Annotated in this window: 20 protein-coding genes; 10 read left to right on the forward strand and 10 right to left on the reverse strand. The window is 69.7% G+C overall.

Annotated features, from left to right (window positions below):
* Window positions 1-1,235: 1,235 nt before the first annotated feature.
* Entirely contained in the window at window positions 1,236-2,288 is a 1,053-nt protein-coding gene (locus QSK18_RS30220) for a diacylglycerol/lipid kinase family protein (protein ID WP_232811562.1), read from the reverse strand.
* Window positions 2,289-2,443: 155 nt separating this feature from the next.
* Between QSK18_RS30220 and QSK18_RS30225 the strand changes: the two genes are divergently transcribed.
* The 7 genes from QSK18_RS30225 to QSK18_RS30255 all read left to right on the forward strand — a co-directional run bounded on the left by QSK18_RS30225 (window position 2,444) and on the right by QSK18_RS30255 (window position 7,352).
* Complete coding sequence (locus QSK18_RS30225; protein WP_232811563.1) at window positions 2,444-3,301, forward strand: HAD family hydrolase; 858 nt, start codon at window positions 2,444-2,446, stop codon at window positions 3,299-3,301.
* A 40-nt stretch (window positions 3,302-3,341) separates the two neighbouring features.
* Entirely contained in the window at window positions 3,342-4,151 is an 810-nt protein-coding gene (locus tag QSK18_RS30230) for an SDR family oxidoreductase (RefSeq protein WP_232811564.1), read from the forward strand.
* 85 nt (window positions 4,152-4,236) lie between these two features.
* Window positions 4,237-4,398 carry a hypothetical protein gene (locus QSK18_RS30235; protein ID WP_285626223.1) on the forward strand — a complete coding sequence of 54 codons (162 nt, stop codon included), beginning with the start codon at window positions 4,237-4,239 and terminating at the stop codon, window positions 4,396-4,398.
* Window positions 4,395-4,976, forward strand: coding sequence for a PRC-barrel domain-containing protein (locus QSK18_RS30240; protein WP_232811566.1), 582 nt, complete (start codon window positions 4,395-4,397; stop codon window positions 4,974-4,976). The genes QSK18_RS30235 and QSK18_RS30240 overlap by 4 nt, the downstream gene beginning before the upstream one ends.
* Window positions 4,973-5,407, forward strand: a complete 435-nt coding sequence (locus tag QSK18_RS30245) for a PRC-barrel domain-containing protein (protein ID WP_285626228.1) — start codon at window positions 4,973-4,975, stop codon at window positions 5,405-5,407. The genes QSK18_RS30240 and QSK18_RS30245 overlap by 4 nt, the downstream gene beginning before the upstream one ends.
* Window positions 5,408-5,439: 32 nt before the next feature.
* Entirely contained in the window at window positions 5,440-6,393 is a 954-nt protein-coding gene (locus tag QSK18_RS30250; protein ID WP_232811568.1) for a sulfite exporter TauE/SafE family protein, read from the forward strand.
* Window positions 6,384-7,352, forward strand: coding sequence for a hypothetical protein (locus QSK18_RS30255; protein WP_285626233.1), 969 nt, complete (start codon window positions 6,384-6,386; stop codon window positions 7,350-7,352). The genes QSK18_RS30250 and QSK18_RS30255 overlap by 10 nt, the downstream gene beginning before the upstream one ends.
* Here the strand turns inward: QSK18_RS30255 and QSK18_RS30260 are convergent, their stop codons facing one another.
* Together QSK18_RS30260 and QSK18_RS30265 are read right to left on the reverse strand one after the other, a co-directional pair.
* Window positions 7,353-8,129: a ferredoxin gene (locus QSK18_RS30260; RefSeq protein ID WP_232811570.1), complete on the reverse strand. Its 777-nt coding sequence runs from the start codon at window positions 8,127-8,129 to the stop codon at window positions 7,353-7,355.
* Between the two features lie 9 nt (window positions 8,130-8,138).
* A complete protein-coding gene (locus tag QSK18_RS30265) occupies window positions 8,139-8,969 on the reverse strand; it encodes an HAD family hydrolase (protein WP_232811571.1) in 831 nt (276 codons plus the stop codon).
* 54 nt (window positions 8,970-9,023) lie between these two features.
* On the opposite strand from QSK18_RS30265, the gene QSK18_RS30270 reads away from it, so the two are divergent.
* Window positions 9,024-9,350, forward strand: coding sequence for a hypothetical protein (locus QSK18_RS30270; protein ID WP_232811572.1), 327 nt, complete (start codon window positions 9,024-9,026; stop codon window positions 9,348-9,350).
* A 195-nt stretch (window positions 9,351-9,545) separates the two neighbouring features.
* Here QSK18_RS30270 and QSK18_RS30275 read toward each other — a convergent pair whose 3' ends face one another.
* The 5 genes from QSK18_RS30275 to QSK18_RS30295 all read right to left on the reverse strand — a co-directional run bounded on the left by QSK18_RS30275 (window position 9,546) and on the right by QSK18_RS30295 (window position 14,787).
* Window positions 9,546-10,319, reverse strand: a complete 774-nt coding sequence (locus QSK18_RS30275; protein ID WP_232811573.1) for a response regulator transcription factor — start codon at window positions 10,317-10,319, stop codon at window positions 9,546-9,548.
* A gap of 281 nt (window positions 10,320-10,600) precedes the next feature.
* Complete coding sequence (locus QSK18_RS30280; RefSeq protein WP_352396689.1) at window positions 10,601-10,927, reverse strand: DUF779 domain-containing protein; 327 nt, start codon at window positions 10,925-10,927, stop codon at window positions 10,601-10,603.
* A gap of 276 nt (window positions 10,928-11,203) precedes the next feature.
* The gene (gene adh, locus QSK18_RS30285) at window positions 11,204-12,727 is read right to left on the reverse strand and encodes an aldehyde dehydrogenase (RefSeq protein ID WP_269810236.1); all 1,524 of its coding nucleotides are present in this window, start codon (window positions 12,725-12,727) and stop codon (window positions 11,204-11,206) included.
* 125 nt (window positions 12,728-12,852) lie between these two features.
* Window positions 12,853-14,115: a helix-turn-helix domain-containing protein gene (locus QSK18_RS30290; protein WP_232811575.1), complete on the reverse strand. Its 1,263-nt coding sequence runs from the start codon at window positions 14,113-14,115 to the stop codon at window positions 12,853-12,855.
* An 84-nt stretch (window positions 14,116-14,199) separates the two neighbouring features.
* Window positions 14,200-14,787 carry an ATP-dependent Clp protease proteolytic subunit gene (locus QSK18_RS30295; protein ID WP_285626253.1) on the reverse strand — a complete coding sequence of 196 codons (588 nt, stop codon included), beginning with the start codon at window positions 14,785-14,787 and terminating at the stop codon, window positions 14,200-14,202.
* A gap of 225 nt (window positions 14,788-15,012) precedes the next feature.
* Between QSK18_RS30295 and QSK18_RS36325 the strand changes: the two genes are divergently transcribed.
* Both QSK18_RS36325 and QSK18_RS30305 read left to right on the forward strand, forming a co-directional pair.
* A complete protein-coding gene (locus QSK18_RS36325; protein WP_232811577.1) occupies window positions 15,013-15,372 on the forward strand; it encodes a helix-turn-helix domain-containing protein in 360 nt (119 codons plus the stop codon).
* Window positions 15,373-15,492: 120 nt separating this feature from the next.
* On the forward strand, window positions 15,493-15,867 hold the full coding sequence (locus QSK18_RS30305; RefSeq protein WP_232811578.1) for a hypothetical protein: 375 nt from the start codon (window positions 15,493-15,495) through the stop codon (window positions 15,865-15,867).
* A gap of 572 nt (window positions 15,868-16,439) precedes the next feature.
* Here QSK18_RS30305 and QSK18_RS30310 read toward each other — a convergent pair.
* Both QSK18_RS30310 and QSK18_RS30315 read right to left on the reverse strand, forming a co-directional pair.
* The gene (locus QSK18_RS30310) at window positions 16,440-16,970 is read right to left on the reverse strand and encodes a VanZ family protein (RefSeq protein WP_232811579.1); all 531 of its coding nucleotides are present in this window, start codon (window positions 16,968-16,970) and stop codon (window positions 16,440-16,442) included.
* Window positions 16,971-17,020: 50 nt separating this feature from the next.
* Entirely contained in the window at window positions 17,021-17,455 is a 435-nt protein-coding gene (locus QSK18_RS30315) for a hypothetical protein (protein ID WP_232811580.1), read from the reverse strand.
* Between the last annotated feature and the right edge of the window lie 188 nt (window positions 17,456-17,643).

A 17,643-nucleotide genomic window follows, 5' to 3' on the forward strand; every position in this document is an offset into this window, starting at 1 on the left:
GCAACCTTCTGCCTGGGGCGGTGACCTTCTGCCCGGGGCCGCAACCCTCAGTCGGTCGTGGCCCTGGCCGGGCTGTGAGTCTCGCCGGGCCGAGAGCCTGGTTGAGAGTGGGCCTTGGCTTGGCGAGGCGGGTGGGCCTTGGCCTGGCGGTGGTCTTCGTCGGGCCGTGACCTTGTCGGGCCGTGACCTTGTCGGGCCGTGACCTTGTCGGGCGGTGGGCTCGTTGGGCGGTGGCCTTCGTTGGGCGGTGGCCTTGTCAGGTCGTGGACTCGCCGGGCCGAGAGAGCCTGGTTGAGAGTGAGCCTTGGCTTGGCGAGGCGGGTGGGCCTTGTCGGGCGGTGGTCTTCGTCGCGCCGGGAGCTTGTCGGGTGTTGGCCTTATCGGGTCGTGGCCTTGTTGGGCTGTGACTCGCCAGGCGGTGACCTTGTCTGGCCGCGGACTCGCCGGGCGGTGCCTAGTCGGGCGGTGGCCTTGTCGGGGCGTGGCCTTGTTGGGCGGTGGTCTTGTCGGGTCGTGGACTCGCCAGGCCGTGACCTTGTTAGGCCACGGACTCGCAGGGGGTGGCCTTGTTGGGCCACGGACTCGCCAGGCGGTGGCCTTGTCGGGCGGTGCCTAGTCGGGTGGTGGTCTCGTTGGGTGGTGGTCTTGTCGGGTCGTGGTCTTGTCGGGCTGTGGACTCGCCAGGCGGTGGCCTTGTCGGGACGTGGCCTGGTCAGGGACGTGGCCTTGTCGGGCCGCGAGCTTGTTGGGCGTAAGCCTGGGCACGTGTGAGCTCGGCCGGGCCGTGAGCGGTGTCGGCTGGGCTCTGTGCTCGGCACGCGCCTTGGCCGGCGTGTTCTTGACCGGGCATGAGACCAGCCCGGGGTCTTGGCCTGCCCAGCGATGGTTCGCTCGGCCGGAATCTCTTGCAAGCCAAGAACGGATGCCAAAAGTGGGCTATACGGCCCAAAAAGACATCCGATCTCGGGTTGGCGCGAAAAAGACATCCGATCTGGCGGCCAAGGCAGCACCTGGGACCGTCAGACGGTGGTGATCACCCACCTGGCCATCGGCGGTGGCGGGCGGGTGGCTCCCATTCGTCCCAGGAGCTGTCGGAGTTCGGGGCGGGCCGGGGGCTGTGAAGGGCCGGGCCGAACGTTGACCATGGCGCTGGTCCGGCCCGGCGTGTGACGAGGTGGTGAGTTCGAGGTGTTGTGGTGAGCCCGGGCGCTGAAGACAACTCCCAGCGTCATGGGTCAGCCGGGCACCCGGACTATCAGCGCTAGCGGGTCGACGCTGGCCTTGAGTGTCTGGGCCTTTCCGGCCGGGTCGCCGTCCAGCTGGGCGAACATCGGGCGGTCGGCCTGGATCTCCACCGTCTGGCAGCGGAAGTGCTCGACCGTGGCGTGGTTGCGTCGCGTCAGCACCGCCCCGACCACCGGCAGCCAGCCCGTCATGCCCCTGGGGGAGACCACCACCACGTCGAGCCAGCCGTCGTCCGGCAGCGCTCCCGGCATCAGCTGGATTCCGCCCTGCAGCATGCCCACGTTGCCCACCACCACGGCCCGGATCTTGCGCTGTTGCACCGGTCCGTCGTCCACCCGCATGGTCACCGGCGTCCGTCGGCCCCGCAGGCGGCTCGCGCCGGCCACCACGTAGGCCACCCAGCCGATCTTCTTCTTCAGCTCCGGTGCCGTCGTCGCCATCACCTCGGCGTCGAAGCCCAGGCCGGACATCACCAGGAAGGTCTCCCGGCGGGGCGGGCTGCCCAGGGTGTCCGACATCTCCACGTGTCCCACGTCGATGGTGCGATTGCGCCCGGTCAGGGCGATGTGCAGCGAGGACTCCAGGCGGTTGGGCGGGATGCCCAGGTTGCGGGCCAGGAGGTTGCCGGTGCCGGCCGGCAGCAGGCCCATCGGTACACCCGTCTGGGCCAGTGACCCGGCCACGGCCCGGGTGGTTCCGTCACCCCCGAAGGCGACCACCACCGACGCCCCGTCCTGGACCGCCTTCTTCGTCTGTCCGCGTCCCGGATCCTCGGCCGTCGTCTCCAGCCACACCGGGGCGCGCCAGCCCAGGCGCCCGGACAGCACCTCGATCTGGCGGCGCCGGGCGTCGTGGTCGTCCACCTTCTTGCTGTGCACGACCACCGCGGCCTGCGGGGCCCCCGCCCCGTCCAGCGAGTCCTCGCGGCGGCGGGCGAAGAGCAGGCGGCGGCGGGTGAGCACGAGCGAGACCAGGACGGCCACGGCCAGCAGGAGAACGACGACCAGAACGACGTCCCTGACGACATCGCTACTGATCGACATGAAGTGCACGTTAGCCCGGGTTCGGGGCCCGGCCCTCCCAGACGCGGGGTGACGAGACTTGCGGTTTGAGATCCGCAGGCCCTGTCACCTCGACTTGGCCTTCGTCGTCATCAAACGACCCCGTTCCGTAACCTCCGGCCGATTAAACTCGGCGAATGACAGACCACGTGATCGAGAACCGTCCCCGTACCGACCCCGCCGCCGACCACTGGGCCCCCAAACTCGTCGCCCTGGACATCGACGGCACGATCCTCGACCACGACCAGCGGCTGACCGACCGGGTGCGCGAGGCGGTGCGGTCGGTGGCCGACCTCGGCGTGCACGTGGTGATCGCCACCGGCCGCTCGCTGAACGAGACGCTGCCCGTGCTGGACCGGCTCGGCCTGGTCAGCGGCTGGGCGGTGTGCAGCAACGGCTCGGTCACCCTGCGCCTGGACCCGCTGGCCCCGAAGGGCTACGAGGTGGCCGAGACGGTCACGTTCGACCCGGCCGACGTGCTCACCGTGCTGCGCGAGCACCTGCCCACCGCGCTCTACGCGCTGGAGACCGGGGCAGGCAACTTCCTGCTCACCGCGCCCTTCCCGGCCGGCGAACTGGAGGGCCCGCACGTGCGGGTGGTGGACACCTTCGAGGAACTCATCGTCGAGCAGGCCTGCCGGGTGGTGGTGCGCAGCCCCGATCACACCTCGGACGACTTCATGGCGCTGACCCGGTCGCTGGGCATGCACGGGGTCAACTACTCGGTCGGCTGGACGGCCTGGCTCGACCTGGCCCCGGAGGGGATCAGCAAGGCCAGCGCGCTCGAGGTGATCCGGGGCCGCCTGGCCGTGGACGCGGGGGCCACGCTGGCGGTCGGCGACGGCCGCAACGACATCGAGATGTTCGGCTGGGCCGGCCGGTCGGTCGCGATGGGCAACGCCACCGAGGACGTGAAGGTGCACGCCGACCTGGTCACCGGCCCGGTGGCGGAGGACGGCCTGGCCGAGGTGCTGGAAGGTCTGCTGGGGCGGTAAATCACTTCCGGTCCCCGGCCCGGCTCGGCATGATCGCCGGATGGGGACGACAGACAACGCTGGTGCAGGGACGAGCGCGGCCGGGAACCGGCCCGTCGTCCTGGTCACCGGCGCCGGAAGGCTCGTGGGGATCGCGGCCGGCATCGCGACCAGGCTGGCTCAGGACGGCTGGGACGTCGCGACCACGCACTGGACGCCCTACGACTCGCGGATGCCCTGGGGCGAGCAACCCGAGGACGTCGCCGAGCTGGGTTCTCGCCTGAAGGCGACCGGAGCGAGAACGGTTGCGGTGAACGCCGACCTCACCGACGTCCGTACGCCCGAGACCGTCTTCGACGCCGTGAACGAACAGCTCGGGCCGGTGAGCGCCCTGGTGATGAGCCACGCCGAGTCGGTGGACTCGGATCTGCTGAGCACCACGGTGGAGAGCTTCGACCGGCACTTCGCGGTGAACGCCCGGGCCACCTGGCTGCTGGTGCGCGAGTTCGCCCGCCGGCTGGCCGAGCCCGGCGACCGGGCCGTCGACCCCGCCCGGATCGTGGCCCTGACCAGCGACCACACCACCTTCAACCTGCCCTATGGGGCGAGCAAGGGTGCCCTGGACCGGATCGTGCTGGCCGCCGCCCGGGAGCTCGCCCACCTGAGGGTGACCGCGAACGTGATCAATCCCGGCCCGGTCGACACCGGCTGGATGGACACCGAGTTGCGCGAAGAGCTCCGACTGAAGACGCCTTTGGGCCGCCTTGGGAGCCCGAAGGACACGGCCGCGCTGGTCTCTTTCCTGCTGTCGCCGGACGGCGGCTGGATCAACGGCCAGCACCTCTTCTCCGACGGCGGCATCCAGAGCTGATCCGCCGTCCTCGGGATGCCGCGAAGATCGGAACGCGCCACGATGGTCAGGGCGCGCCTTTGCGCCGGTCAGAGGGGAGTTCGCCGTGGATCTGTGGCAGTGGGTCGTACTGGTCGTGGGGGTGCTGATCCTGTTGACTGCGGTGGTCTACGGCATCCAGGCCCGGCGGCGTAGAGGCAGCGTGGTGGCGCAGCGCTCGCGTGGCGGCAACGTTCCGCCCGGCGGGGTTCCGGGAGGCCGGTCGTGAGCGTCCTGCTGCGGGCCGCCGAGCTTCTCAAGCGGCCGGTGGTCACCCTCGCCGGCGAGGACGTCGCGCAGATCAAGGACGTGATCTACTCCTCCGGCTCCGGGGAGCTGGCCGGTTTCACCCTGAACGGCCGGGGCATCTTCGCCGGGCCGCTGAAGCAGACGCTGCCCTGGGCGAACGTGCACGGCCTGGGCCCGGCCGCGGTGATGATCCGCAGCGCCGAGAGCCTGGCCGACCGGCACGCCTTCGACGGTGAGCTGGAGGGCGCCGGCGGTGTGGTGATCGGCTCGATCGTGCTCACCGAGGGCGGCCGTAACCTCGGCGTGGTCACCGACGTGATCCTTTCGGTGCACGAGAAGAGCACCGACGCGGTCGGTTACGAGATCGAGCCGACCGACAAGTCGGCCCCCCGGCGGCAGTTCGTGCCGCTGCCCGACACGCTCTCGGTCTCCGGCGAGGCGCTGATCCTGCCCGAGTCCGCTCTCGACTTCATCCGTGACGACCTGGCCGGCTTCGGCGCCGCGGTCGAGGAGTTCCGCGCCCGCCTGGGCCGCAGCGCCGGGGAGGCACCGCAGTGATCAGGTTCAGCGACATCTCCGGCAACCCGGTGATGGACACCTCGACCGCCACCACGGTGGGACGGGTGGAGGCCCCGATCATCGATCCGGCCACCCAGCGGGTGGTCGGGTTCCGGGTGAAGAAGAGCAAGGGCCCGGGCGACGTGCTGCTCTGGAGCGCGCTGGCCGGTCTCGGCCCGGACGCGATCACGGTGGCCTCGACCGACAAGGTCGCCGAGCCGCCCCAGGAGCTGAAGGAGCGCTCGGGCCGCAAGCTCGACGTGCTCAAGCGGCCGGTGCTCACCGAGCACGGGCACCCCCTGGGCAAGATCCGGGACGTGGAGTTCGACCCGGCCGACGGCCGGGTGACCAGCCTGCTGCTGAAGGACACGTTCGTCGACGGTGGCCGGCTTCTGGGAATCGGCCGGTACGCCGTGGTCGTCGCTGGCTGACTTTGCCCCGCGCTGTGGTTACCGTCGGTGTCATGGGGGTTGACCCGGAGGAACAGGTCGCGATTCTGCAGGCGCGCATCCACGAGCGCCTGGCTGAGTTGCGGGCGGTTGCCCGGGGTGTGCCCGGCCAGGCTGCCGGGCGCGAAAGCCTCGATCCGGACAGTGATCTGGAAGCCGGGTCCGAGGTCCGCGAGATCGACCTCACCGACGGCATCGACCTGAGGGACGCACGGCCGGGCTGGGACGAGGACGGCGACGTGCTCGACCTGGACGACAGCGACGAACCCGAGCGCGACGAGTTGGACGACGACCAGAACGAGGACGACTGGGGCGGCGACCAGATCGACCGGACCGAGCGGGCGGACCGGATCGACCGGAACGACCGGGCCGGGCGGAGCGCCTGGGGGGAGCGGGCCGAGTGGGGTGAGACCGACGAACCCGGCCCGAAACTGCTGGGTGATCTGAGCCTGTCCACCGACCTCGACGAGCCGCGCCACCCAGCCCGCCGCGAACGTCCTTCATTGCAGGAGGCCACCGACGCGGTCATCGCCGCAACCCGCGAACTGATCAACTACGAACGCCGGCTGCCGATGCTGATGGACGCGCAACCGCGCCGGCTGAGCCTGCTCATCGTGCGCTGGTCCGGAGTGCTGACCGCCGCAGTGGCTGGATCGGTGCTGCTCGCGGCCCTGGCCGGCTGGCTGCCCCGGTGGTGGGCGCTGCCCGCCCTGATCTGCGGCGGCGCGGCCTACCTGCTGCTGCGGCTGCCGGTGCACCCACCCGGAGACCGGCACGAGTCGCTGCGGCCGGGCTCGGTCGTGGTGGCGTTCGGCGCACTGGTCACGGCGATCTGCGCGGCCTCGGGCCTGCCGGCCACGGTGCTGCTGCTGGGCGTGGTGGCGATCGGCGCGGGGATCTGGCACGTGCAGCAGACCCCGCTGCGGATCGCGGCGCTGCCGAGAAGGGTGCGCGACTCATGGCACTGATCAGACCGCGCCCGGCCCCGGACACCGAGCTGCACCACGCCGTCCTGCAGCTGCGCAACGACGTCGAGGACCTGGGCGGGGCGATCGCCGACCTGCCCGACCGCTTCGACACCCTGAACTCCTCGCTGGCCGACGTGCGCAACGCCCTGCACCTGGTCGAAAGACGTTCCGAGGAGGCCGAGCTCACCGCCCAGGACCTGGCCGCGCTGGTGAAGCGGCTGAACGCCCGGGTGGAGTGGCTGGAGCGCAACATCCGGCTGCAGTCCGACGTCCCCGAGGCCGAGCTGGACGCCCTGGACCGCCGCGAGCTGGAACTGGCGCAGGTGGCCGAGGAAGGGCACCTGGCCAAGGCCGGTCTGCTGCAGGCGGCCAACCGTTCGTCGCTGGAGGCGGCGGTGTCGGCCCACGCGGCGGCGGTGCGCCAGCACTCGCATCATCGGGAAGCCGCGATCGGCGCCAGCGAGGTGCTCGCCGACACCCATCGTGACGATCCGCGTCACTCCGCCGCGGTGGAGGAGTTCGAGCTGGCGGTGAGCGGGCTCGACGAGACCCGTAAGCGCCTGCGCGGGCTGGCCGCGCCGGCCCTGGAGGCCGCCGAGCTGCTCGCTGCCGACGAGGAGAACCAGGTGGCGGTGGCCGACGTGATCGCCGAGGGGGAGCGGGCCTGGGCCGCGCTGCAGGTGCGCCTGCGAGCGCGGGTGGCGGACGCGGTGGGCGGCGGGGCGCTGCTGCCGAGCTGGTTCACCTCGGTGCTCGGCCCGATGCCGGCCGCGCAGGACACCCGGGCCTGGATGGACGTGGCCACCAGCCTGCTCGCCTACCGCGCGACCTACGCGGTGACCGACCCGGTGATCGCTCTGGGCCTGCCTCCGGTCGACGGGGAGAACCCGCGCCGCCGGGCCTGGTACCACCAGCTGCGCCGCCAGTTCGACGACCTCGACCGGGCTGCGCTCAGCTAGCTACTTGCGCCGGGCCCGGGCCTCACGCCGGGTGCGGGGCTGGTCGGGGGCGTAGGGCCGGCGCGGCTCGTAGCCCTCGAAGAAGCTGTCTCCCGGCTCGTACGGCTCGGCCTCGGGCACCAGGGCGGGCTGGCCGTAGGCCGGGGTGGCGTGGCGGGCCATCCCGGTCGGCGGGGTACGGCGCTGGGTGGCGTTGGGCCCGGTGACGGCCTGGATCGCGCCGGTGATCGGATCGTCGGCGGGAACCGGGCGACGACGGGGTTGCGCCTGACGCGGCGGCTCAGCAGCGGCGGCCGCGGCCGAACGGCGAGGGGATTCCGAAGCAGCCGCTGCGGCCCGGGCCCGCCGCCGGGGGGAGTCGGCGGCCGCAGGCCGACGCGGTGCTGCCTCGCCTGCCTGGGCTGCTGGCTGGGCCGCGACCGGAACCGGCGGCGAGGCGACCGGAATCACCGGCGACGTGACCGGGGTGACGGGGGGAGTCCGGCGCTGGACCGGATGAGACCCGGTGACCGCCTTGATCGCGCCGGTGATCGGATCGTCGGCGCCGTTGCCCGACGGCGCGTTCTTGATCGTCTTCTCGACCAGCAGCAGGGCGAGCGTCGGGCAGGAGGCGACCGCGCGCTGGGCATGCGCCTGCACGCCCCGGGTGACCGCCCGGTCGGCCAGGATCGGATAACCCCACTCGTCCAGCGTGATCAGCTCGGGAACGAGCTCGGCGCACAGCCCGTGCCCCTTGCAGGCCGGCCAGTCCACACTCAGCCGTCGCTCCGCCGCCATGAGCGGAATCTACCTTCCGACCCTGGGTCCGCGTTCACTGAGCAGGGCCTCGATCACCTGAGCGACCCCGTCCTGGTCACAGGGCGGAGCCTGACGACTCGCCGCCGCAATCGCGTCGGGGTGCCCGCCGGACATCGCATAGCCGGTTCCGGCCCAGGTCAGCATGGGGATGTCGTTGGGCATGTCGCCGAACGCGATCACGTCGCCGGCCTCCACCCCGAGCTCGCCGGCCAGCCAGGCCAGGGCCGTTGCCTTGGTCACGCCCGAGGCCGAGATCTCCAGCATGTGGCCGTTCGGGTCGGAGTGGACGGCCTCGGCCAGATCTCCCAGCGCCTCCCGGGCCAGCACCAGCAACTCGTCCGAGCTCAGCTCGCCGTAGTGGTCGGCGGACTGCTTGCACAGCACCTTCACCACCGTCGGGGCATCGTGCAGCAGTTTCGGGACCGGGCCGGTCAGGGCCTCCGGGTCGGCGGTGTGCACCGGCATGTAGTCGGCCTCCCGCCGGTAGCCGTCCAGCGTCTCCAGCGCGAAGGCGGCGCCGGGGATGCGCTCCCGCAGCCGCTCGGTGACCGCCAGCACCGCGGCGGCGGACAGCGCCCGGCTGCTCACCACGTCGCCGGTGGCCAGATTCAGCACCACCGCGCCGTTGCCGCACAGGGCCAGCCCTTGGTGACCGGTCATCTCCACGATCGGGTTCATCCAGCGCGGCGGCCGGCCGGTGACGAACACGACGTGGATGCCCAGCCGCTCGCAGGCGGTCAGCGCGGCCAGGGTGCGCGGTGAGATCCGGCCGTCCGTGCGCACGATCGTTCCGTCCAGGTCGCACGCAACCATTCGCATCCGTACATCCTGCCCTGCCAGGGGCATTCCCGCTCACGCCCTAGAGTGACCAGCATGGACGAGGAGGACGACCGCGGGGTCCGGCTCTGGTCGGGCAACGGCCTGACCGTGTGGGCGGCCCTCGACGACGGCGAGCTGACCATCACCGGCGAGGACCTGAACGCGCAGGAACTGTTCGGCGAAGAGGTCTCGGAGTACGCCTACGGCCTGACCGTGGCCCCCGAGGACGTGCCCCGGGTGCTGGACGCCCTCGACGTGGCCGAGGGCGTGGGCATCATCGACGCGCTCGTGCTGCGGGGGGCCGACCTGGTGAAGATCGGCGAGGCCGCCTGGCTGGAGAGCATCGGGGTGGAGGCCGAGTTCTGGTCGCGGATCAGCTGATCGGAACATCGGAAGAAGACGCCGGGCGGGCGCGACATCCTTCGCGGCGCCGCCCGGCGCCGAGGCGATGAGATCGAGCCGGATCCGCAGGGCCCGGTCCTCGCCTCGCCGGACACCCCCCGCGGCGTCCCGGCCACTCATCACGCTAGGGGCCTACCCCCGAGTGGGCATGCCCCGATTTCGGGGGACCGCTGGTCAGTCGTCGTGCCTGCTCTGGGCCTCGTGCAGCAGCCCGTCCTCGACCGCGCGCCGGTGCAGGGCGATCTTGGTGCGCGCCTCGCGGCCGGCGTGCGCGTACTTCTCCCGAACCCGGGTGAGATACGTCTTGGCCGTCTCTACCGAGATGTCCAGCTGCCGGGCAACGGTTTTCAGGGGCAGCCCGGAGGCGTAGAGCACCAGGGCCCGGCGTTCCTGCGGGCTCAGGGCGGGCCCTGGCTCGCCGTGCTCGTCGGCCACCAGCATCGCCGCCAGCGCCGGCGTCACGTGCCCCTCGCCACGGGCTGCGGCCCTTACGGCCTGGGCCATTTCGTCGGCATTCTCGCTCTTCGGCACGTAGCCCAGAGCACCGGCCGAGACGCACTCGCGCACCCGGCGGGGGTCGGAGAACGTGCTGACCACCACCACCGCCACCCCGGCGGCCGACAGCTCAACGATCTTCGCACCCGCCGGGACGTCGTCGCCCAGGTCGATGTCGAGCAGCACCACGTCCGGTGGGAACTCGCTGTGCCGCACCAGCTCCCGGAACTCAGTGACCGCGATGACCACGTCCAGGTCGTCGGCCCGGGTGGTCAGCCAGGTGCTCAGCCCGTCGAGCATCAGCCGGTGGTCGTCCACGATGCCGACCCGGACTCGGGAGACAGGATGCTGCCGGGGGATGAGCTCGAGCCGGTCCTGGTGCTGCAGGTGCACTTCGCCGGGCTTTCTGGAGTGGGTCTCCCTCAGCCGGCTCACCTTGTCGCGCTCGTCCACCCCGCCCTCACATCCTCCCCTTGACTCGGCCCGGCGAACTTCGCGCGGACCGTCCCGCCCGCTCGCCATCATGCCCAGTCGACAGCACTGTTCCCGCAGGTCAGATCGGGAGAGTCTGTGCAGGTCGTGAGCGCGCCCGAACCGTTACCGGAGCGGATCGGGACTCCCCGGACGATTGGGCCCACCCTCGTCCGCAGGTTCTGACCAGAACCCGACCAGACCAAATGGGGGACGTCCGTGGGCACCAGGCCCACGGACGTCCCCAATTCGGTGGTGTCGGTTCAGTTCAGGGCGCTCTGCTCCTCGTCGGTCAGCAACCGCGAACGGATCAGGAACCGCACCCCGTGCGGGGCCTCGAGTGAAAAGCCCGCTCCCCGGCCGGGAACCACGTCGATCGTCAGGTGGGTGTGCTTCCAGTACTCGAACTGGTTGCGGGACATCCACACCGGCACCCGCTCCTGGTCGAGGGGCAACTCGGCCAGCAGTACGTCGGCGTCTCCGGTCAGGAAGTCGCCCAAGGGGTAACACATCGGCGAACTGCCGTCGCAGCAGCCGCCGGACTGGTGGAACATCAGCGGGCCGTGCTGCTCGCGCAGTGTGCGCAGCATCTCGACCGCGGCCGGGGTGAAGGCCACCCGGGTGTAGGGGTCGTCCTTCACCACGTCGGCCAGTTCGGCCGCCACGACTGTGTTCTCGGCGTTCTCGGGCATCCTCGACCACCTCCTTCACTGAGTCTCACCGAGGAAGGGGCCACCGGCCATCCCATCTGCCCGTGCTCGTTACCGAACGGGATGGCCGGCGGTCCTTTCCCGCGTCGGACGTGACCTGGAGAAGGGCCACGCCCAGCACCCCCGCCCAGCCGGGAGTGCGCGTCAGGGGTCGGATCAGAAGAATCCGAGCTTGTTCGGCGAATAGCTGACCAGCATGTTCTTGGTCTGCTGGTAGTGGTCGAGCATCATCTTGTGGTTCTCCCGGCCGATGCCCGAGCCCTTGTAGCCACCGAACGCCGCCGCCGCCGGGTAGGCGTGGTAGTTGTTCGTCCACACCCGGCCGGCCTGGATGCCCCGGCCGAACCGGTAGGCGGTGTTGATGTCCCGCGACCAGACCCCGGCGCCGAGGCCGTACAGCGTGTCGTTGGCGATCTTCATCGCCTCGTCCTGGCTGTCGAACCGGGTCACCGAGACCACCGGGCCGAAGATCTCCTCCTGGAAGATCCGCATCGCGTTGTCGCCCTCGAAGATCGTCGGCTTCACGTAGTAGCCCTCGGCCAGGTCGCCGCCCAGGTCGGCGCGCTCGCCGCCGGTGACCAGACGCGCGCCCTCGGCCTTGCCGATGTCGAAGTAGGACAGGATCTTCTCGAGCTGGTCGTTGCTGGCCTGGGCGCCGATCATGGTGTCGGTGTCCAGCGGGTTGCCGGCCACGATCGCCTCGGTACGGGCCACCGCGTCGGACAGGAACGAGTCGTAGATCGACGACTGGATCAGCCCGCGCGAGGGGCAGGTGCAGACCTCGCCGTTGTTCAGGGCGAACATGGTGAAGCCCTCGAGCGCCTTGTCGTAGAAGGCGTCCTTCTGGGCGGCCACGTCCTCGAAGAAGATGTTCGGGCTCTTGCCGCCCAGCTCCAGCGTCACCGGGATGATGTTCTGGCTGGCGTACTGCATGATCAGCCGGCCGGTGGTGGTCTCCCCGGTGAAGGCGATCTTGCTGATCCGCGGGCTGCTCGCCAGCGGCTTGCCGGCCTCCACGCCGAAGCCGTTGACGATGTTGACCACACCGTCCGGCAGCAGGTCACCGACCAGGTCGATCCAGTGCATGATCGAGGCCGGGGTCTGCTCGGCCGGCTTGAGCACCACGGCGTTGCCGGCGGCCAGCGCCGGGGCGAGCTTCCACACGCCCATCAGCAGCGGGAAGTTCCAGGGGATGATCTGGCCGACCACGCCCAGCGGCTCGTGGAAGTGGTAGGCCACGGTGTCGTCGTCGAGCTGGCTGATCGAGCCCTCCTGGGCCCGGATCGCACCGGCGAAGTAGCGGAAGTGGTCGATCGCCAGGGGCAGGTCGGCGGCCAGCGACTCGCGCACCGGCTTGCCGTTGTCCCAGGACTCGGCGACGGCGAGCGACTCGAGGTTCTGCTCCATCCGGTCGGCGATCTTGTTCAGGATCACGGCGCGCTCCGCCGGGGAGGTCTTTCCCCAGGCAGGCGCGGCGGCGTGGGCGGCGTCGAGGGCGAGCTCGATGTCCTCGGCGGTGCCCCGGGCGACCTCGCAGAACGGCTTGCCGGTGACCGGGCTGGGGTTTTCGAAGTACTGACCCTTGACCGGGGCGACCCGGCGGCCACCGATCCAGTGGTCGTAACGAGAGGCGAAAGTGGTGGGGCTGCCCGGCTGGCCGGGCGCTGGGAAGACAGCCATGGAAAACCTCCGACTCCCTCCGGCCCGACGGTGGACCGGAGCTGACCCGACGCTAGGACGGTGAAGGTTGCAGCTACGTTGCGGCCCGACGTTGTCACCGACCGTTCGGCGTACTTGCGGGCATATCAGTGCCCTAGGCGGGCCAGACGGGCGCGGGCCAGGGCCTGCCGGGGCGAGCCGTCGGGCAGGGCCTCGACCAGGGCCTGCCAGGCCGCCGCATCCTCACTGCCCTCGGCCAGGCCGACCCAGCGTTCGAGCACCGCCACATCGCCCGAGCCGAGCACCGCCTCGCGAACCTCGCAGACGAACTCGTCGGTGAGGGAACGGATTCCGGGGGCGTCGGAGCCCGGTAGCGGGCTCCCGGTGAACTGGTCCATCGCCTGCAGCAGCCGCCCCTCGGCGAGGTGGCGGCGCACCTGGGAGACGTCGGTGCGCACCGGCAGGTTCAGCCGGTACGGCCGGGAGGAGAGCAGGGTGGGACCGAGAACCCGGCGCAGCCGGTTGATCTCGGCCCGCACGGTGATCAGGTGCTCGCCCTCGTCGTGCAGGGCCACGTCCAGGGCCTGGGCCGAGAGCCCGTTCGGGGCGCTGGCCAGCAGCCAGACCAGCTCGGTGTGCCGCCGCGACAGGCTGACCGTGCGGCCTTCCAGCTCCAGGCTGCCCGCCTCGGCGCCGAGCAGCCGCAACCGGGCGCCCGGAGGCGTGCGCGGTGCCGGCATCGGGCTCGGGGCCCCGAACTGCTTGCTGGGCCAGCTCTGCAGCTGCAGGCCGGACTCCACCGCGGCCGCGCAGGCCCGCACCAGGGCCAGGGTGCGCGGCCCGGCCACGTCCGGCCCGCCGGTCAGGTCGATGACGCCGAGCAGGTCACCGGTCAGCGGGTGGTGCACCGGGGCCGCCACACAGCTCCAGGTGCGCGCCCCCAGGCCGAAGTGCTCGCCCGCGCTGATCTGGACCGCCTTGCCCAGGGCGAGCGCGGTGCCGGGGGCGTTGGTGCCGGTGGCCCGCTCGCTCCACAGCGAGCCCTCGACGAACTGCATCTGCTCGGCCCGGCTGCGCAGCCGGTGGTGCCCCTCCACCCAGAGCAGCCGGCCGAGCGCGTCGCCCACCGCCACGATGTGCCCGGCCTCGTCCGCGTCCTCGGTGAGCAGCCGGCGGATCAGCGGCATCATCGCGGCCAGCGGATGGTTGGCCCGGTAGTCGGCCAGCTGCCCCTCGCTCATGTCCAGCGGGGCGGCCTCGGCCTGCGGGTCCACGCCGAGCGCCAGCGAACGCTTCCAGCTCTCGGCCACCACCGGGCGGACGATGTCGTCCGGCAGCGGCGTGCCGGGAGCGGCCAGGAAATGCTCCTGAACGGCCGCCAGCGCTCCGATCCGCTTCAGCGAGGACATGCCGCCGATAGTAAGTGAGGCAGGTCACCGACGCACCGGGCCACCGGGGACTATTTGCGCCCCCGGCGCTGGCCGGTGCCTGCCTCAGGCCGGAACCACGCCGAGCGGGGCCGGCGGGCGGGTCAGCACCGCATCGACGAGGCCGTACTCGGCGGCCTCGGTGGCGGTGAACCAGCGGTCCCGGTCGGCGTCCGCCTCGATCCTCTCGAGCGGCTGGCCGGAGTGCTCGGCGGTGAGCCGGGCCAGTTGCTGCTTCATCCGCAGCATCTGCTCGGCCTGGATCCGGATGTCGGTCTCCGAGCCCCCGATGCCGCCGTGCGGCTGGTGCATCATGACCCGGGCCCGGGGCAGGGCGAACCGCTTGCCCTTGGCTCCCGCGGTGAGCAGGAACTGCCCCATCGAGGCGGCCATGCCCATCACCACGGTGGAGACGTCGCAGCTGATGTACTGCATGGTGTCGTAGATGGCCATGCCGGCGTCGACGGATCCGCCGGGCGAGTTGATGTAGAGCGAGATGTCCTTGTCCGGATCCTGCGCCGCGAGCAGCAGCAGGGCCGAGCAGAGCTGGTTGGCGTTGTCGTCGCGCACCTCGGAGCCGAGCAGCAGGATGCGCTCGCCGAGCAGCCGGGTGAGGACCTGGTCGGAACCGGGCACGTGCAGGGTTTCGGTCATGCCTCAACCCTCGGCCGCGCACCGGGCCCGGTTCCAGCGATTCGCCTGTGCGGAGATCTGCTGCGGGCAGACGATTTTCGATTGAGGACGAGTTTCCGCCGGCTTCCCGGGGTGGCTGCGGTCCGATCTGCTGTGAGCAGAGCTGCTGCTTTCGGGTTGCCCGCGGCCCGATCCTGACGGTGGTGCGCCGTAGGCTTGGGGACATTCGCCGAGGGAGGGGTTGCCATGCTGCTGCGAGGCCTGATCGGGACCGTTCTGCGCCGGATCCGCCTCGGCCAGGGACGCACCCTGAAAGACGTGGCCGAGACCGCCCGGGTCTCGGTGCCCTACCTCTCCGAGGTGGAGCGCGGCCGCAAGGAGGCCTCGTCCGAGCTGCTGGCCTCGATCTGCGAGGCCCTCGGGCTGGACATGATGGACCTGCTGTCCGAGGTCCGCTTCGAGCTGGAGACCGAGCGCCTGGCCGAGCTGGCCACCCAGCCCCGCACCATCGGCTTCACCGCCCTCGCCCAGACCGAGCTGGCCCCACGCCCGTCCCTGTCCTCCAACGCCGTGGGGCTGCACTCGGTGTCCATGGCCGCCGCCTGAGCCCTCGCCGTCGGCGACAGGGAGGCCTGCCACACTTACCCCCTTATGCGTATCCGGGTCGCGGTCGTCAGCAGCGTCGTGCTTCTTTCGAGCGGATGCACCCACGCCACCTCCGGCCAGGTGCTCGACGCCTCGGCCGGCCCTGCCACACCGCAGACCTCGAGCAGCCCTTCGCCTTCGGCACGCGCTGAACCGGTCGAACTGCCAGCGAGGGAGCCGGACACGCAGACGCTTCTGCAAGCTTCGGGTGCAGGCAGTTCCGCGCAGACGTGGCCGATCGAAGTGCAGGCAGGCGCGGTCTGGGTGGCGGTCAACTGCCTGGGCAAGGGGCAGGTCCAGGTATCCGCACAGCCTGCCGTCGACATCACGATCCCCTGCGACGCAGCTTCGATCACCCCGTCGCTGAACGAGATCAACGTGGGCAAGGCCCAGAGCTGGACCGTGAAGTTCACCGCCTCAGCCCCGGTCGTCTGGGCCGCCCGGGTCTCTCAATAGGGCCTCTGAACCCACGAACAACTTGCTGCTGCAAGCCAGGCCGCAATGACGAACGGCCCGTGACCAGCGGTGCTGGTCCCAGGCCGTTCGCACTGCTCACCAGGCGGAGAGCGAGGGATTCGAACCCCCGGAGGCTTTGACACCTCAGTGGTTTTCAAGAGGACCGTTTATTCGCTCTTGACCAGGGCAATCACCTTCGTGAGCAGCAGTCCTGCCTCGGCCCTGCCCCGGAGCAGCGTTACGCGGACTGTCAGCTTGGGAACTGTCGCCCGCTCGGATTGACCAGCAGCCACCTGCTCGGACGAGTGGCCGCGAGCGGCCTCACCTGCCCCCCGCGTGTCCCGGGCTATTAGCCCGTAGATGGCCCAGAAATGTGCTGCGTCGTCGTTACTTAGTCGCGCTCAATTCATTGGTACGAGGTGGCTAGCCGGACTGTTCGCTCCGCCTGAGGGACGGAGCTTCATAGATATCTGTTTACGCTGACGCTCCAGTGGTCTCATTGGCCGGCGTATCGCCTCACTGCCAAAATGCGAAAGCGCGCGTAGCCGACGCTACGCGCGCTTTCGTTCAGCCTAGTTGGCGCGCTTACCGCGAGAGGACGAACCGAAGTCCTCACTCTCCCCTTGGCTGTGCGAGTATTCTTCGCCAGACCAACGCCTCACCCAAGCTGCGCACAGGAGATATCCAAGCGCTACACCGGCGCTATTTAGGATGACATCGGTGATGTCAGCCGCGCGACCGGACATTGCAAGACATTGGTAAACCTCGATGGCGAGCGAGAGAACCGCACCCATGGCAACCGCAATCCGCCAGTTCATCAGCCACCCCCACCCCAGCGAAAGCACTGCCCCTCCGGGGATGAACATCAGGAAGTTTCCGACGGTTTCCGTATAGGTGCGATATCCTCCACCGAATGGGATGACATTGAACCTGCGGGTCGCTCCCACTACCTCAATACCAGGCAGCGTGAGAAAAAACACTCCCAGCAACCAAGCCACCAACAGGCCTGCGCAGAGTCGTCGTGCAAGGAGGTCGTTACCCTGCAACCAGACCCGCCGGATAGCCCTCATGATCAGCACGAAGCCGACGAGTCCAATGGCCATGAAGGTGGGAGCGTCCGCTAGCGTGGGTCTCATGGCGAAACACTAGCCTGTCACGTATAGGTGACCTTGCCGTCTCCCGCGAGCAACTGATTTTGCACGTGCACGGTCTTTGTTATGTGGAGGTACACCTTTTTATTCTTGGGGACGCCGGTGTAGCACTGTTTCCCCGCTGAACCAACCGTGAAGTTGAATGTGCCGACTCGGGAGTCACTGCCGGTCTTGTTTTGCCAAAGCTGAATTTTATACCTAAAGTCACCCCCGCCCTCCTCGAACGCCGGACGCGACTGGAAAAGATCAGGCCTGACGCAAATCTTTCCGCTTGCATTGCTGGAGAAGTTTGGCGTCTTAACGCCATTATCAGCACCGGAAATGAAATCGATCTTGAAGGTGTAAGGAAGTCCGACGTCAGCCAGAGCGGGCTGGGCCAGCAGGCCCACGCTCATTACAGCCGCGCCGAGGGCGATACCAAAGGATCTTTTTCGCACTGCGTCTCCTTGTGTCGGTTGTGCCCTTTGAACCTATTAACTTGGGCTTCCAGCCGTCAAGTGACGAAGAGCACCCCCCGGAAGCGCGACATTAGGCTGTCGGTTGGACGCTGCATCTGTTAAGCGCACGCGATTCGATATTGGGTAAGTGGCCCAAGCAACGTCGGCTGCTGTACTCGAAAGGGTTA

Origin of the sequence: Kineosporia sp. NBRC 101677, from assembly GCF_030269265.1 — a bacterium.
Classification (GTDB): Bacteria; Actinomycetota; Actinomycetes; order Actinomycetales; family Kineosporiaceae; genus Kineosporia; species Kineosporia rhizophila.

Coding starts and splice junctions, on each gene's coding strand:
- QSK18_RS30220 (WP_232811562.1), bottom strand. CDS start 2,288: ATGTCGATCAGTAGCGATGTCGTCAGGGACGTCGTTCTGGTCGTCGTT.
- QSK18_RS30225 (WP_232811563.1), top strand. CDS start 2,444: ATGACAGACCACGTGATCGAGAACCGTCCCCGTACCGACCCCGCCGCC.
- QSK18_RS30230 (WP_232811564.1), top strand. CDS start 3,342: ATGGGGACGACAGACAACGCTGGTGCAGGGACGAGCGCGGCCGGGAAC.
- QSK18_RS30250 (WP_232811568.1), top strand. CDS start 5,440: ATGGGGGTTGACCCGGAGGAACAGGTCGCGATTCTGCAGGCGCGCATC.
- QSK18_RS30255 (WP_285626233.1), top strand. CDS start 6,384: ATGGCACTGATCAGACCGCGCCCGGCCCCGGACACCGAGCTGCACCAC.
- QSK18_RS30260 (WP_232811570.1), bottom strand. CDS start 8,129: ATGGCGGCGGAGCGACGGCTGAGTGTGGACTGGCCGGCCTGCAAGGGG.
- QSK18_RS30265 (WP_232811571.1), bottom strand. CDS start 8,969: ATGCGAATGGTTGCGTGCGACCTGGACGGAACGATCGTGCGCACGGAC.
- QSK18_RS30270 (WP_232811572.1), top strand. CDS start 9,024: ATGGACGAGGAGGACGACCGCGGGGTCCGGCTCTGGTCGGGCAACGGC.
- QSK18_RS30280 (WP_352396689.1), bottom strand. CDS start 10,927: ATGCTGCGCACACTGCGCGAGCAGCACGGCCCGCTGATGTTCCACCAG.
- adh (WP_269810236.1), bottom strand. CDS start 12,727: ATGGCTGTCTTCCCAGCGCCCGGCCAGCCGGGCAGCCCCACCACTTTC.
- QSK18_RS30290 (WP_232811575.1), bottom strand. CDS start 14,115: ATGTCCTCGCTGAAGCGGATCGGAGCGCTGGCGGCCGTTCAGGAGCAT.
- QSK18_RS30295 (WP_285626253.1), bottom strand. CDS start 14,787: ATGACCGAAACCCTGCACGTGCCCGGTTCCGACCAGGTCCTCACCCGG.
- QSK18_RS36325 (WP_232811577.1), top strand. CDS start 15,013: ATGCTGCTGCGAGGCCTGATCGGGACCGTTCTGCGCCGGATCCGCCTC.
- QSK18_RS30310 (WP_232811579.1), bottom strand. CDS start 16,970: ATGGCCATTGGACTCGTCGGCTTCGTGCTGATCATGAGGGCTATCCGG.